Source organism: Salipiger bermudensis (genome assembly GCF_020171625.1).
Taxonomy (GTDB): Bacteria; Pseudomonadota; Alphaproteobacteria; order Rhodobacterales; family Rhodobacteraceae; genus Salipiger; species Salipiger bermudensis_B.
This window is the reverse complement of record NZ_JAIUZY010000003.1, coordinates 304,885-318,614: the sequence shown is the minus strand read 5'-3', so window position 1 is coordinate 318,614 and position 13,730 is coordinate 304,885. Positions and strand designations below refer to the sequence as shown.

The window sequence follows — 13,730 nt, the reverse complement described above, 5'->3', positions numbered from 1 at the left end:
CGAGGAGGGTATCACGATGTTGCCGACTTACTGGGGATTTGCCGCCATGCAGATGGGGGTCGAGATGATGAGCTTCCAGATGCGCATGGCCCGGGCCGTCTACGAGGCCGGTCTGGTGCAGCAGAAAGCGCTCTGGAGCGTTCGCCCGGCGATGCCGATGTCGCCGGTGGCGATGGGCATGGGGATCTGCGGACCCGTCGCGCTTGCCGGCAGCGGGCGCAAGCGGGCGGAGACGCGGGTAGACCCGACGCCCGACGCCGCACCGGTGCCGCCTGCCGCCCACGACGACGCGACGCCCGTCTGACCGACTTACAAGCGGCGCGCGGCAGGAGGCCGCGGACGCCGATGCCGACCTGATGAGCAAGGATCACCGATGCCAGCCACCATCTCCCGCGCCGATTATGCCGCCATGTTCGGCCCCACCACCGGCGACAGGCTGCGCCTCGCCGACACCGACCTGATCATCGAGGTCGAGCGCGACCTGACCGCCGAAGCCGTGGGGCAGGCGGTGGGGGGCAACGCCCCGGTCTATGGCGAGGAGGTCAAGTTCGGCGGCGGCAAGGTGATCCGCGACGGCATGGGCCAAAGCCAGGCGACCCGCGCCGAGGGGGCGGTGGACACCGTCATCACCAACGCGCTGATCGTTGACCACACCGGCATCTACAAGGCCGATATCGGTCTCAGGGACGGGCGCATCCACGCGATCGGGAAGGCCGGCAACCCCGATACCCAGCCCGGCGTGAGCATCATCGTCGGCCCCGGCACCGAGGTGATCGCCGGCGAGGGGCGCATTCTCACCGCCGGCGGCATGGACAGCCACATCCACTACATCTGCCCGCAACAGATCGAGGACGCGCTGCACTCGGGCCTGACCACCATGCTCGGCGGCGGCACCGGTCCGGCGCATGGCACGCTGGCCACCACCTGCACGCCGGGGCCGTGGCACCTTGGCCGCATGATGCAGGCCGCCGACGCGTTTCCCATGAACCTCGCCTTCGCCGGCAAGGGCAACGCCTCGCTGCCGGCGCCGCTGGAAGAGCAGATCAAGGCCGGTGCCTGCTGCCTCAAGCTGCACGAGGACTGGGGCACCACCCCGGCCACCATCGATAACTGCCTGAGCGTGGCCGATGCCTGGGACGTGCAGGTGATGATCCACACCGACACCCTGAACGAGAGCGGCTTCGTCGAGAACACCGTCGCCGCCATGAAGGGCCGCACCATCCACGCCTTCCATACCGAGGGCGCGGGTGGCGGCCATGCGCCGGACATCATCAAGATCTGCGGCGAAGAGTTCGTGCTGCCAAGCTCGACCAACCCGACGCGGCCCTATACCGGCAACACGCTGGAAGAGCATCTCGACATGCTCATGGTCTGCCACCACCTCGACAAGTCGATCCCCGAGGACGTGGCCTTTGCCGAGAGCCGCATCCGCCGCGAGACCATCGCAGCCGAGGACATCCTGCATGACATGGGGGCGTTCTCGATCATCGCCTCGGACAGCCAGGCCATGGGCCGCGTCGGCGAGGTGATCATCCGGACCTGGCAGACCGCGGACAAGATGAAGAAACAGCGCGGGCGGCTCTCGGACGAGACCGGCCGCAACGACAATTTCCGCGTCCGCCGCTATATCGCCAAGTACACCATCAACCCCGCCATCGCGCATGGCATCTCGCGCGAGATCGGCTCGATCGAGGTCGGCAAGCGCGCCGATCTGGTGCTGTGGTCGCCGGCCTTCTTCGGTGTGAAGCCCGAGATGGTGCTGATGGGCGGCACCATCGTCTGCGCCCAGATGGGCGATCCCAACGCCTCGATCCCGACGCCGCAGCCGGTCTATTCGCGGCCCATGTGGGGCGCCTATGGCCGCTCGGTCGAGAACTCGGCGGTGATCTTCGTCTCCGAGGCGGCGCAGGCCGAGGGCATCGGCGCCTCGCTCGGTCTCGCCAAGCAGACGGTGGCGGTGAAGAACACCCGCGGCATCGGCAAGAAGGACCTGATCCACAACGCCGAGACGCCGCAGATCGAGGTCCATCCCGAGACCTACGAGGTCCGCGCCAACGGCGAGTTGCTGACCTGCGAGCCGGCCACCGAGCTGCCGATGGCGCAGCGTTATTTCCTCTACTGAGGCAAAGAACGAGAGGGCAGGCCGATGAAGTTCGTTGCGCCTCTGCTGGCGCTGATGCTGCCGACAGCGGCGTCGGCGGCTTGCCCGACCGCCGGGGATCTCGAGACCGGGATCCTGTTCCGCACCCGCGCTGGTGACACCGAGCTGTTCCGCCGGGTCAGCGCGGACGTGGTGCTCTCGGTCTATGACAGCGGCAATGCGCAAAGCCGTGTGCTGCTGGGGCAGGGGCTCTACATGCTCGACAACGTGGGGCTGGCCGAGGGCGAACTGCTGCCCGAGACGCAGGTGCGGTTTTCCTATCCGATGCCGGCCGCCGAGATGCCGCGCCCCACGCCCGGCGGCGACTGGGAGGTCGATGTTACCGTGGAGGAGGGCGGGCGCATCGAGCCCGAGCACCAGAACTATGCGTTCGGAGCGGTGACCGAGGTCACGCTCGGCGAATGCACCTTCGATATGATTCCGATCACCCAGACCTACAGCCCGGATGCCTACGAGGTGACGGACCTTGTAAACTGGCTTCCGACGCTTGGAGTGTCCTACCTGGTGCAATCCAGCCATGCGCATGGCGAAGACCGGTACATATATACCAGTGTCGAGGCGGTGCGATGAGTGGGAAACAAGTGGAAAGTTTAACATTGAACCATTTTCGACCTATGCATCTGCAGAAGGCCGACAATGCAGATGCAGCATTTGCGGCTTCGGGCAGCATCGCTTACCTTGTTGGCAAGGGAGGGGACCTGAACACACATAGGAAGGTTCCTACAAATGGCTTTCATGACCGCAAGCGAGCGTCACGCAGACGCACCGTTCTTCACCCGTCTTCTGACCTCGATCGGCAACCTGCTCGTCGCGATGGGCGAAGCGAACCCGCGCCTGCGCCGCATCGAAGCGCTGCAGAAGCTGTCCGACGCCGAGCTGGCCGAGCGTGGCATCCGCCGCGAGGACATCGTGCGCCACGTCTTCCACGACGTCTACTACCTCTGATCTCTGCCCGCGCCGCGCGCCCTGACGCGCGCGCCGGAGACATGCATCAAGGCCACGCGCCCGGGATCGTCCGGGCCGTGGCCTTCTTCGTTTCGCGGCCCTGCCGCCGCGCCGTTTCCCCAGCCAAGGACCTGACATGACCCAGTTGCGCACCGCTCACGAGATCGCCCGCAAGGGCCACTGGGACACCGCCTCGGACACCGTGACCCTGTCCTACGAGGACCGGTTCCTGCGCCGCAAGGTTCTGACTGCGGGCTCGGGGGCGGGCTTCCTCGTCGATCTGGCCCATACAGAGAGCCTCGATCACGGCGATGCCTTCCGGCTCACCGACGGGCAGCTGGTCGAGGTGGTGGCCGCGTCCGAGCCGCTGCTGGCGGTGAGCGGAGACGACCTGCCGCGCATCGCGTGGCATATCGGCAACCGGCACACGCCCTGCCAGATCGAGCCCGACCGGCTGCTGATACAGCGCGACCACGTGATCCGCGACATGCTCCAGCGCATCGGCGCTTTGGTCACGGAGGTCGACGAGCCCTTCACCCCCGAGGGCGGCGCCTATGGCCACGGCCGGACTCACGGCCACGACCACTCGCACAGCCACGGGCCGGAGGGCGCCTCGCACGACCACGGCCACTCTCACGCGCATGACCACGGGCACGCCCACCACGACCATGACCACTGACGCCGCACTCACCCTGCACCAGCTGTTCTCGCCGGCGTTCCCGGTGGGGGCGTTCGCCTATTCGCACGGGCTGGAGACGGCGGTGCAGGCGGGGCAGGTGGCGGATGCCGCCGCGTTGCAGGGCTGGCTCGAGGCAGCCCTGCGCCACGGCGCGGGCTGGTCGGACGCGTTGCTGCTGGCGCAGGCGGCGCAGGGCGCGGACGCCGATATGCTCTCGGAGCTGGGGCTGGCGCTCTCGCCCTCGGCCGAGCGGCGGCTCGAGACCGAGCAGCAGGGCCGGGCCTTTGCCGCCACCGTCTCGGCGGTCTGGGAGCTCGAGATCCCGCCCTCGCCCTATCCGGTGGCGGTCGGGCTGGCAGTGCAAGCGCTGGCCTTGCCCCTGGACGAGGCGCTCCGGCTTTACCTGCAGGCCTTTGCCGCGAACCTCGCGGGCGCCGGCGTGCGGCTGATCCCGCTGGGCCAGACCGACGGGCAGCGCGTGGTGCAGGCGCTGGCGCCGCTCTGCGCCGAGCTGGCAGAGCGGGCATTGGGCGCCGAGCTCGACGATCTCGGCGGCTTCGCGCCGCTGATTGACATCGCCAGCCAGCGCCATGACATGCTGTATTCCCGGCTATTCAGATCCTGACCTCAGATCACAACGGAGAGAGATGATGGCATCCCCGAACGGACCCCTGCGCGTCGGCCTCGGTGGCCCGGTTGGCGCCGGCAAGACCACGTTGACCGCGGCGCTGGCGCGCGCCCTGCGCGACCGGCTGTCGATGGCGGTGGTCACCAACGACATCTACACCCGCGAAGATGCGGAAGAGCTGATGCGCCAGCAGGTGCTGCCGCTCGACCGCATCAAGGGGGTCGAGACCGGCGGCTGTCCGCACACCGCGATCCGCGAGGATGCCTCGATCAACCTCGCCGCCATTGCCGAGCTCAACGAGGCGCACCCGGATCTCGACCTGATCCTGATCGAGAGCGGCGGCGACAATCTCTCGGCGACCTTCTCGCCCGAGCTGGCCGACGTGACGATCTACGTGATCGACACCGCCGCCGGCGAGGAGATCCCGCGCAAGGGCGGACCGGCGATCACCAAGTCGGACATCCTCGTGATCAACAAGACCGACCTCGCGCCTTACGTCGGCGCCTCGCTCGAGGTGATGGAGCGCGATGCCACCACGATGCGCGCCGGGCGGCCCTTCGTCTTCGCGGCGCTGCGGCATGGCAAGGGCGTGGACGAGATCGTCGCGCTGCTGGCGCGCATCGGGGGGCTGCCGCTGGTCGAGGCGGCGGAGTAAGGCGGCGATCGGCGGTCGGACGCGGCCTGCGCGGACTCAAGGCCGCAGGCCGCCTCTCACACATCGCGCTTCGCGATGTGTTGCCGGCAGGCGTTTGCAAGCAAACGCCGAGAGGCGCGCCATCGGTCATGCTGGAAGCGTGCCTTCGGCAAGACCCGCCCGGACGGGCCGGCGCTCTGGAAGGGCCGGGCATTCAGCTTCGAGGTCTTTCGGACTTGGCCCGGCTAAATCGCGGGGGGCCGCAGTGGTTTCGCCGCGCCGCGGTCCGGCGATGCGCGGCGACTCCAATCGTTTCGGGAACTGGCGAGGCGGCCCGGTCCCCGCAGGGAAGGCGCTCAGCCTTCCCCGTCGAGCACCGCCCTGAACTCGCGCCACTCGCCCTTGGACATGCCCGAGCTCTCCTGCGAGACTTCTTCGCCCTTCAGCATCCGGCGCACGCAGTCGAGCGCCTTGGACGACAGCTGCGCGCCGCCCATGCGGTAATCCTCGAAGGCCTTGTAGGCGAAGGGCACCCAGTCGGCGACCATCTCGCAGATCGCGTCGGCATAGACGCGGATCTCGTATTGCGCGTGGCTGTCGGCCCGCAGGCGCAGGAAATGCAGAAGATTGTGCAGATCCACCTTCCAGTACCACTGGGTGTAGGTGTTGGCAGGCAGGTTCATCCGCGCCAGCTCGCGCGCGAGGCCCTGCTGGTCCTCGGTCGAGATCATCTCTTCGTAATGGTCGAAGGCGCGCATCGCGTCGTCGCGCAGGTAGCGCAGCACGCGGTCGGCCTCGGCCCCCTCGAGCGCTTCGCCGCGGCCCTGATTGTTGGTCACCGACTGCGCCGCCAGATGCTCGGGCGCGGGGATGTAGAACTCGCGGTCGAGGATCGAATAGCGGGCGGAGTATTCGTTCACGTTGGCGGTGCGGTGGCGGATCCACTGCCGCGCCACGAAGATCGGCAGCTTCACGTGCAGCTTGATCTCGCACATCTCGAACGGGGTTGAGTGCCAGTGCCGCATCAGGTAGCGGATCAGCCCCTCGTCGTTGCTCACCGATTTGGTGCCGCGTCCGTAGGAGACCCGCGCCGCCTGACAGATCGCCGCGTCGTCGCCCATGTAGTCGACGACCCGGACGAAGCCGTGATCGAGCACCGGCTTGGCGGTGTAGAGATGCGCCTCCATCCCGGCGGAGACGGCGCGCAGGGTGGGCTGCGTCTCGCTGCGCTGCGCGTCGATTTCGGCCTGCTGTTCCGGGCTGAGCGGCATGGGGAATCCCTTCTTCGGTCTGCGAGTCGGTAAGCCCCATATATGGCGGAAACACAGGTCGATGAAAACAACATCAGGTGGTCCGCTGCCAAGTTTTGCCCGCCGGCGTGATCCGGCTGACGGAGCGGTTGGCGGCTTTCGGGAGGCGTTCAGGGGCCTCTGCTCTCGACATATGCGCTGCGCTGTCTACTCTCTTGGCAAGAACCGGAAACAAGGAGAGTGCCCCATGGGCATCAAGTATCTGCACACCATGGTCCGTGTGAAGGACCTCGACGCGTCGATCGCGTTCTACAAGCTTCTCGGGCTCGTGGAGCGGCGCCGCAACGAAAGCGAGCAGGGCCGCTTCACGCTGGTCTTCCTCTGCCCGCCGGATCAGGCGGACGGCACCGCCGACGTGGAGCTGACCTACAACTGGGATGGCGACGACGGTCTGCCGTCGGATTCGCGCCATTTCGGCCATCTCGCCTATACCGTGCCGAACATCTACGAGATGTGCCAGACGCTGATGGACAACGGCGTGACCATCAACCGACCCCCGCGCGACGGCCACATGGCCTTCGTGCGCTCGCCCGACAACATCTCGATCGAGCTGCTGCAGGAGGGCGACGCGCTTGAGCCGCAGGAGCCCTGGGCCAGCATGGAAAATACGGGGCATTGGTAGGCGCGGCGGCCCTTCGTCACGCGCTCGCGGCGGTTCTGGGGCTGACGCTCTGGACCGGCGCGGCCGCGGCGGAGGGCTGTCGGCTTGCGCTTCTGCTGGCGCTCGATGTGTCCTCCTCGGTGGACGAAGAGGAGTACCGCCTGCAGAAGGAGGGGTTGGCCGCGGCGCTGGCCGATCCCGACATCGCGCGCTCCATCCTCGAGGGCGAAGGGCGCGTGGTGCTTGGTGTCTACGAATGGAGCGGGCGGCGGCAGTCGACCGTGGTGCTCGACTGGACGGTGCTTGGCGACAGGCCGACGCTCGATCAGGCGATCGGCCAAATCCTCGCCGCGCCGCGCAGTCACAACCGCTTTCCCACGGCGATGGGCTATGCTCTGGGGTACGGCTCGACGATGTTCGACCGCGCGCCGGTCTGCGCCCGGCGGGTGATCGACGTGTCGGGCGATGGCGTCACCAACGATGGCTTCCGCCCGCAGCAGGCCTACCTGCATTTTTCGTTTGAAGATGTCACGGTGAACGGGCTGGCGGTGTTGGGCTCGGATCCGAGGGTGGTGGAGTATTTCCGCAGCGAGGTGGCGCATGGGCCGGGGGCGTTTGTCGAGGTGGCGCAAGGCTACAGCGATTTCCGTCGGGCGATGACGCTGAAGCTGTTCCGCGAGCTCAACGACATGATCATCGGTGGCTTCGACGCGCAGACCGGCGACCGGGCAATGCTGCGCTAGGGGGCTTGCCGCGGGCAGGAGCGTTGCCGGGCGCTAGTAGATGTACCTGATCTGGTCGGTCCAGAACCGTTCGAGCCGACGCAGGGAGGTGTTGATCTTGTCGAGCCCGTCGAGATCGATGACGTTGCGCCCCTCGAGCCCGTCTGAATGCCGCTCGAACAGGGTTTGCACCATATCGCGCACATCGCGCCCCTTTGCGGTCAGCCGCACCCGCACCGAGCGGCGGTCGATCTCGCAGCGTTGGTGGTGCATGTAGCCCATTTCCACCAGCTTCTTGAGATTGTAGCTGACGTTGCTGCCCTGATAGTAGCCGCGCGATTTCAGCTCGCCCGCCGTCACCTCGTTGTCGCCGACGTTGTAGAGCAGCAGCGCCTGCACCGCGTTGATGTCGAGCAGGCCCGTGCGCTCGAACTCGTCCTTGATGACGTCCAGCAGCAGCCGGTGAAGCCGTTCCACGAGCGACAGCGTCTCGAGATAGCCGGTCATGTAGCCGCTGAACGGCTTCTTTCCCATGGAGGCATGAATGCTCATCACCGTCTCCGCCTGTTCCTTGTGACAGGCAGGTTTGGGCGAAAAACACCAACAATCGGTTAAATCACGCCAAAGACATGAAAAACCGTCTTGAGCTCAGCGATTGCAGGCGACCTGCGAGATGTCGGTGATCAGCGGCTGCAGCGGCTCCGGGGCCGGGCGCTGACCCGAGACCCACTGGTAGAGATCCTGGTCGTTCTCCTCGAGCAACGCCTCGTAGGCGTCGAGCTGGGCGGCGTCCATCCCTGCGAGCCTTGCGTCGGCGTAGCGCATCAGGATGATGTCCATCTCCTTGATGCCGCGGCGCATCGACCGCATGGTCAGCCTCTTCAGGCGGTGTTCCGGGGTCTCGGTCATGCGTCCTCCTTAAGCAGCCGGCGCAGCGTCTTCTCCAGCCGGCCGAGCCGGTCGCCGGCGGTCTGGATCTGGGTCTTGAGGGCGCGGATTTCCAGCAGAGCGTCGTTCACATCGGCGGGGAGGGCGGCCTCGGTCTCTTCCGGACCGGGTATGCCCTCGCCTTCGCCGGTGAGCAACCACACGATCGACACGTTGAGCAGCCCGGCCAGCATCTGCAGCCGGTTGGCGCGCGGCTCGGACAGGTCGTTCTCCCAGCCATGCAGGGTCTTGAGCTTCACGCCAAGGCGGCGCGCCAGCTTCTCCTGCCCCATGCCGGCGGCTTCGCGGGCGGCGGCGATGCGGTCGCCGAAGGTGGCGGCGTCGGGGCCATACCAGTCGCTGGGCTCGATCATTCTGCGTTCCTCCCGGCCCTCGGGGCCGCTGACCTCGCGGCGGATGCCGCTTGAACGGTTGCTGGGGGCATCCTAAGACAGTCCCGACCTCAACACAAACGGTGCCCCATGGCTTTTCTTTCCGACACCCTCGCCCGCGTCAAACCCTCGCCCACCGTGGCGGTGACCCAGCTTGCCGCCGAGCTCAAGGCGCAGGGCAAGGACGTGATCGGCCTCGGTGCCGGAGAGCCCGATTTCGACACCCCCGACAACATCAAGCAGGCCGCGATCGCGGCGATCGAGGCGGGCAAGACGAAATACACCGCGCCCGACGGCATTGCCGAGCTGAAGCAGGCGATCTGCGCCAAGTTCAAGCGCGAGAACGGGCTGGACTACGCGCCCGCCCAGATCAGCGTGAGCACCGGCGGCAAGCAGGTGCTCTACAATGCCTTCATGGCGACGCTGAACCCCGGCGACGAGGTGATCATCCCGGCGCCCTACTGGGTGAGCTATCCCGACATGGTGCTTCTGGGGCAGGGGACCCCGGTGATCATCGAGGGCAAGCCCGAGCTTGGTTACAAGATCACGCCCGAGCTGCTCGAGGCGGCAATCACGCCCAAGACCAAGTGGTTCCTGTTCAACTCGCCCTCCAACCCGACCGGCGCCGGCTACTCGCGCGACGAGCTGAAGGCCCTGACCGACGTGCTGATGCGTCACCCCCATGTCTGGGTGATGACCGACGACATGTACGAGCACCTCGCCTATGACGGGTTCGAGTTCTGCACGCCCGCCGAGGTCGAGCCGGGGCTCTACGAACGCACCCTGACCTGCAACGGCGTCTCCAAGGCCTATGCCATGACCGGCTGGCGCATCGGCTATGCCGGTGGCCCGGTGGAGCTCATCGCCGCGATGCGCAAGGTCCAGTCGCAATCGACCACCAACCCCTGCTCGATCAGCCAGTGGGCGGCGGTGGAGGCGCTCAACGGCCCGCAGGACTACCTCGCGCCGCGCGCCGAGGCGTTCAAACGCCGCCGCGACCTCGTGGTCTCGCGGCTCAACGCGATCGACGGCATCACCTGCCCGGTCCCCGAGGGCGCGTTCTACGTCTACCCCTCGATCGAGGGCCTGCTGGGCAAGACCTCGAAGGGCGGCACGCTGATCGACAGCGACGAGGCGTTCAGCAAGGCGCTGCTGGAAGAGAACGGCGTCGCCGTGGTGTTCGGCGTGGCCTTCGGCCTCAGCCCGAATTTCCGCATCTCCTATGCCACCTCGGACGAGAACCTCGAAAAGGCCTGCGACCGCATCGCGGCGTTCTGTGCCGGTCTCACATGAGGGCAGGGATCACGGCCAATCTGCCCTCGCGCGACTTCGCCGCGACCGAGGCGTTCTACGCAAGGCTGGGGTTCGACACCCGGTTCCGCAACGCAGGCTGGATGATCCTCGGCTTCGGTGACACGCAGGTCGAGTTCTTCCCGCATCCCGCGCTCGACCCGCGCGAGAGCTGGTTCTCGGCCTGCCTGCGCTGCGACGACCTCGAGGCGCTGCACGCCCGCTTCTCGCAGGCCGGACTGCCGGTCGATGCGACCTCGGTGCCGCGCCTGTCCGGGATCATCGAGCAGGAGGGCGCGCCGTGCATGTTCGCGCTGGTGGATGAGGATGGCTCGCTCTGGCGGGTGATGGACATGACGGGGGCCAGCGCATGAGCGATCTGCCCGACTACTATTTCCGCGTCCGCGAGAACGGCGCGGCGGTGTTCCGGGTCGATGCCGAAAACCGCCAGCGCCGCATCGAGATGGACCAGATCGCCGTGGTCAACGTCAATCGCGGCGAGATCAAGCCGCATGGCGACCGGGTGCTCAGCGAGGCCGACCTGAGCGCCATTCAGCGCTGGATGGCCGACCGGCAGGCCCTGCTCGAGCGGCGCGACATGGACGATATCCACCGCGCCATCGACGGGCTCAACCTGACGACGCACTGGGCGCAGTCCAGGGCCAGCGACGCGCAGCTCGACGAGGTGACCGATGCGTTGCTGCTGGCGATGCACGATCTGCGCAGCGTTCTGGTGCGCAAACGGGCGGAGCGGCTGGTCAAGAAGTGAGGCCTTCGGGGCGACGAGGTCTATCGCGGCCGGACCGACGGGCGGCTGCCTTATTTTTGTCAAGATGTTTGACACGCTGCCGCACGCTGATACGCTGATCGGAACTGAGACATTCTCAAATCCGGGTACGGGGAATCAGATGCGCGCCTTCACCTTTCTCGCTGCTGCCGCGGCGCTGTCGCTCTCCGCATCGCAGGCGCTGGCCTGGGACGATGCCTACAAGGGCGATGCCACGGCGGATGCCAGCCGCCAGCCGCTGATCCAGGCCTACCCGGCGGCGAATTACTGCCCTTCGGGCAAGCAGCCGGTCATCGTGGGCGGCGTGATCTTCTGCGGCGTGCCGACGGCGGGCACCTACTACGATCCGGTCTCGTCCCCGCGCACGATCGTGGCCACGCAAAGCCGCTACCTGCCGCGCGCCTACAACCCCGATGGCTACCACGACGCGTTCGTCGACTGAGGGCGAGCGAGCGAGGATGACCAACTGAGCGCGGCCCCCTTGGCAAATTCCCAAGGGCCGCGTATACGCGCGGCCTGAACCAATTCCGGGAATCCGACCATGCAGGGCAGTGCAAATCTCAACATCATGATCAAGGCGGCGCGCAAGGCGGGTCGTTCGCTGGTCAAGGATTTCCGCGAGGTCGAGAACCTGCAGGTCTCGATGAAGGGCGCAGGCGACTTCGTCAGCCGCGCGGACATCGCCGCCGAGACCATCCTCAAGGAAGAGCTTCTGGGCGCGCGGCCGACCTATGGCTGGCTGGCCGAAGAGGGCGGTTCTCAGGATGGCGCCGATCCGACGCGGCGCTGGATCGTCGATCCGCTGGACGGCACCACCAACTTCCTGCACGGCCTGCCGCACTGGGGCGTGTCGATCGCGCTCGAACATAAGGGCCAGATCGTCTCCGCCGTGGTCTACGATCCCGCCAAGGACGAGATGTTCTACGCCGAGAAGGGCAGCGGGGCCTGGCTCAACGACTCGCGCCGCCTGCGGGTCTCGGGCCGCTCGCGGATGATCGAGGCGATCTTCGCGACGGGCATCCCCTTCGCCGCCAAGAACACCCTGCCGGCAACGCTGAAGGATCTCGCCAAGCTGATGCCGGAATGCGCCGGGGTGCGCCGCTGGGGCGCCGCCTCGCTGGATCTCGCCTATGTCGCCGCCGGCCGCTTTGACGGCTACTGGGAGCGCGAGCTGAAGCTCTGGGACATCGCCGCGGGCTATCTCATCGCGCTCGAGGCCGGTGCCCTCGTCGACGGCGTGCGCGCCGGACAGGAGCCGCTCGAGAGCGGCGCGCTGCTCTGCGCCAACAACGCCATCTTCGACGGCTTCGCCAAGATCATCCGCGAGGTCTGACGCCGGGGCGGTTTCCCGCGCCCCCGTCCTCTTCAGCGTCCAGAGGCACGCCCGGCCCCGCCTGCGGCCGGGTTTCCCCCGTGGCGTCATGCCCTCGGACACGCTGCCTCCGGGCACCACGCCCGCCTCTTCTCTACGTCCCCAAATACTCCCGCCGGAGGCATCCCAAGCCCGCGGCCGGGCGCTACCGGTCGGAGGGATGGTTGACCCCGTCCGCCCAGCCGATGGGCTCGTGCTCCGCCGGGTTCACGCCCTCGATCGCGCCCATGTTGACCCCGTACTCGTTGGGGTTCGAGCGTCGGCGGTGGTACATGTAGATGCCGCAGATCGAGCAGAAATGGTGCTGCGCGGTCTGGGTGCCGAACTGGTAGAGCGTCAGCTTGTCGGCCCCTTTCACCACCTCGATCCCGTCCAGCGGCGCCGAGACCGCCGGGGCGCCGCGGCGGCGGCAGAACGAGCAGTCGCAGCGGCGAGCGGTGTTGAGCCCGTCGGACAGGGTCACGCGCAGCTCCACGGCGCCGCAGTGGCAGGTGGCTTTCACGGGCTCTCGAAATGCCTCGGTCATCGTCTGCGTCCTATTCTGGGAATACGGGTGGTGTCGGTGTAGCGGCCCTCGGGGTGCGGCGGGTGGCCGTGGGTGCGGCTCCAGAAGGCCGGGCCGCCGCGGCGCAGCCATGTGGGGGCGATCAGCGCCATCCCGGCCACGAAGCCGCCGAGATGCGCCCAGTAGGCGACGCCAGAGCCGTCTCCGGCCGGGCCGAACCCACCGAAGAGCTGCAGCGCGAACCACACCGCCAGCATGATCCAGGCGGGCACCGGGATGATCTTGAAGATTACGATGAGGATCACGAGGATATCGACGCGGGCCCTTGGGAACATCAGCAGATAGGCCCCCATGACCCCGGCGATGGCGCCCGAGGCGCCGACGGTCGGCACCGGCGACAGCGGTGCCGAGAGGTAGTGCACCAGCGCCGCGATCAGCCCCGAGGCGAGGTAGAAGCCCAAGTATTTCACATGCCCCAGCGCATCCTCGATATTGTCGCCGAAGATGAACAGGAACAGCATGTTGCCGGCAAGGTGGGTGAGCCCGCCATGCAGGAACATCGAGGTCAGCAGGCCACTGAGGCCGTATCCCTCGGTGACCAGCGCCGGGATCAGCGCCCAGTCGATGAAGAAGGCGTTGAGCGCGCGCGGGTCTCGGAACAGCCCCCAGTAGCTGATGAAGATCACGATATTGGCCACGATCAGCCCGTAGGTGACATAGGGCGTGCGGCCCGACGGGTTGTGATCGCGGATCGGAAACATGGAGAGGAGCTTGGCG

Annotated in this window: 20 protein-coding genes; 14 read left to right on the top strand and 6 right to left on the bottom strand. The window is 67.1% G+C overall.

Annotated elements, in window-relative coordinates:
* Positions 1–16: 16 nt before the first annotated feature.
* The 7 genes from LCM15_RS05075 (at position 17) to ureG (ending at position 5,068) form a co-directional block, all read left to right on the top strand.
* Positions 17–304: a hypothetical protein gene (locus tag LCM15_RS05075; RefSeq protein WP_224853791.1), complete on the top strand. Its 288-nt coding sequence runs from the start codon at positions 17–19 to the stop codon at positions 302–304.
* Between the two features lie 69 nt (positions 305–373).
* Entirely contained in the window at positions 374–2,122 is a 1,749-nt protein-coding gene (gene ureC, locus LCM15_RS05070) for an urease subunit alpha (protein ID WP_224853788.1), read from the top strand.
* Between the two features lie 24 nt (positions 2,123–2,146).
* Positions 2,147–2,731, top strand: a complete 585-nt coding sequence (locus tag LCM15_RS05065; RefSeq protein ID WP_224853785.1) for a hypothetical protein — start codon at positions 2,147–2,149, stop codon at positions 2,729–2,731.
* Positions 2,732–2,887: 156 nt separating this feature from the next.
* Complete coding sequence (locus LCM15_RS05060; protein ID WP_224853783.1) at positions 2,888–3,106, top strand: DUF1127 domain-containing protein; 219 nt, start codon at positions 2,888–2,890, stop codon at positions 3,104–3,106.
* A gap of 136 nt (positions 3,107–3,242) precedes the next feature.
* Positions 3,243–3,785: an urease accessory protein UreE gene (ureE, locus tag LCM15_RS05055; RefSeq protein WP_224853780.1), complete on the top strand. Its 543-nt coding sequence runs from the start codon at positions 3,243–3,245 to the stop codon at positions 3,783–3,785.
* Entirely contained in the window at positions 3,775–4,410 is a 636-nt protein-coding gene (locus tag LCM15_RS05050) for an urease accessory protein UreF (protein ID WP_224854579.1), read from the top strand. The genes ureE and LCM15_RS05050 overlap by 11 nt, the downstream gene beginning before the upstream one ends.
* 25 nt (positions 4,411–4,435) lie before the next feature.
* Positions 4,436–5,068, top strand: coding sequence for an urease accessory protein UreG (ureG, locus tag LCM15_RS05045; RefSeq protein WP_224853777.1), 633 nt, complete (start codon positions 4,436–4,438; stop codon positions 5,066–5,068).
* 335 nt (positions 5,069–5,403) lie between these two features.
* Here the strand turns inward: ureG and thyX are convergent, their stop codons facing one another.
* Positions 5,404–6,318: an FAD-dependent thymidylate synthase gene (gene thyX / locus LCM15_RS05040; RefSeq protein ID WP_224853774.1), complete on the bottom strand. Its 915-nt coding sequence runs from the start codon at positions 6,316–6,318 to the stop codon at positions 5,404–5,406.
* A 226-nt stretch (positions 6,319–6,544) separates the two neighbouring features.
* Between thyX and LCM15_RS05035 the strand changes: the two genes are divergently transcribed.
* On the top strand, positions 6,545–6,979 hold the full coding sequence (locus LCM15_RS05035; RefSeq protein ID WP_224853771.1) for a VOC family protein: 435 nt from the start codon (positions 6,545–6,547) through the stop codon (positions 6,977–6,979).
* Positions 6,973–7,701, top strand: coding sequence for a DUF1194 domain-containing protein (locus LCM15_RS05030; protein WP_224853768.1), 729 nt, complete (start codon positions 6,973–6,975; stop codon positions 7,699–7,701). The genes LCM15_RS05035 and LCM15_RS05030 overlap by 7 nt, the downstream gene beginning before the upstream one ends.
* Positions 7,702–7,734: 33 nt before the next feature.
* Here LCM15_RS05030 and LCM15_RS05025 read toward each other — a convergent pair whose 3' ends face one another.
* From LCM15_RS05025 to LCM15_RS05015, 3 genes are all read right to left on the bottom strand, one after another.
* Positions 7,735–8,232 (bottom strand): MarR family winged helix-turn-helix transcriptional regulator, encoded by a 498-nt coding sequence (locus tag LCM15_RS05025; RefSeq protein ID WP_224853764.1) that lies wholly within the window; start codon positions 8,230–8,232, stop codon positions 7,735–7,737.
* Positions 8,233–8,328: 96 nt separating this feature from the next.
* A complete protein-coding gene (locus LCM15_RS05020) occupies positions 8,329–8,589 on the bottom strand; it encodes a succinate dehydrogenase assembly factor 2 (RefSeq protein ID WP_224853761.1) in 261 nt (86 codons plus the stop codon).
* Complete coding sequence (locus LCM15_RS05015) at positions 8,586–8,981, bottom strand: helix-turn-helix domain-containing protein (RefSeq protein ID WP_224853758.1); 396 nt, start codon at positions 8,979–8,981, stop codon at positions 8,586–8,588. The genes LCM15_RS05020 and LCM15_RS05015 overlap by 4 nt, the downstream gene beginning before the upstream one ends.
* A 108-nt stretch (positions 8,982–9,089) precedes the next feature.
* Between LCM15_RS05015 and LCM15_RS05010 the strand changes: the two genes are divergently transcribed.
* The 5 genes from LCM15_RS05010 (at position 9,090) to LCM15_RS04990 (ending at position 12,409) form a co-directional block, all read left to right on the top strand.
* Complete coding sequence (locus LCM15_RS05010; protein WP_224853755.1) at positions 9,090–10,292, top strand: pyridoxal phosphate-dependent aminotransferase; 1,203 nt, start codon at positions 9,090–9,092, stop codon at positions 10,290–10,292.
* Entirely contained in the window at positions 10,289–10,663 is a 375-nt protein-coding gene (locus LCM15_RS05005; RefSeq protein ID WP_224853752.1) for a bleomycin resistance protein, read from the top strand. The genes LCM15_RS05010 and LCM15_RS05005 overlap by 4 nt, the downstream gene beginning before the upstream one ends.
* A complete protein-coding gene (locus tag LCM15_RS05000) occupies positions 10,660–11,058 on the top strand; it encodes a hypothetical protein (protein ID WP_224853749.1) in 399 nt (132 codons plus the stop codon). The genes LCM15_RS05005 and LCM15_RS05000 overlap by 4 nt, the downstream gene beginning before the upstream one ends.
* 139 nt (positions 11,059–11,197) lie before the next feature.
* A complete protein-coding gene (locus LCM15_RS04995) occupies positions 11,198–11,518 on the top strand; it encodes a hypothetical protein (protein ID WP_224853746.1) in 321 nt (106 codons plus the stop codon).
* A gap of 99 nt (positions 11,519–11,617) precedes the next feature.
* Positions 11,618–12,409, top strand: coding sequence for an inositol monophosphatase family protein (locus LCM15_RS04990; protein ID WP_224853743.1), 792 nt, complete (start codon positions 11,618–11,620; stop codon positions 12,407–12,409).
* Between the two features lie 184 nt (positions 12,410–12,593).
* On the opposite strand, the gene LCM15_RS04985 is transcribed toward LCM15_RS04990, so the two are convergent.
* Both LCM15_RS04985 and LCM15_RS04980 read right to left on the bottom strand, forming a co-directional pair.
* Entirely contained in the window at positions 12,594–12,974 is a 381-nt protein-coding gene (locus LCM15_RS04985) for a GFA family protein (protein ID WP_224853740.1), read from the bottom strand.
* Positions 12,971–13,714, bottom strand: a complete 744-nt coding sequence (locus tag LCM15_RS04980; RefSeq protein ID WP_224853737.1) for a rhomboid family intramembrane serine protease — start codon at positions 13,712–13,714, stop codon at positions 12,971–12,973. Before LCM15_RS04980 ends, LCM15_RS04985 begins: the two co-directional genes overlap by 4 nt.
* Positions 13,715–13,730: the final 16 nt, after the last annotated feature.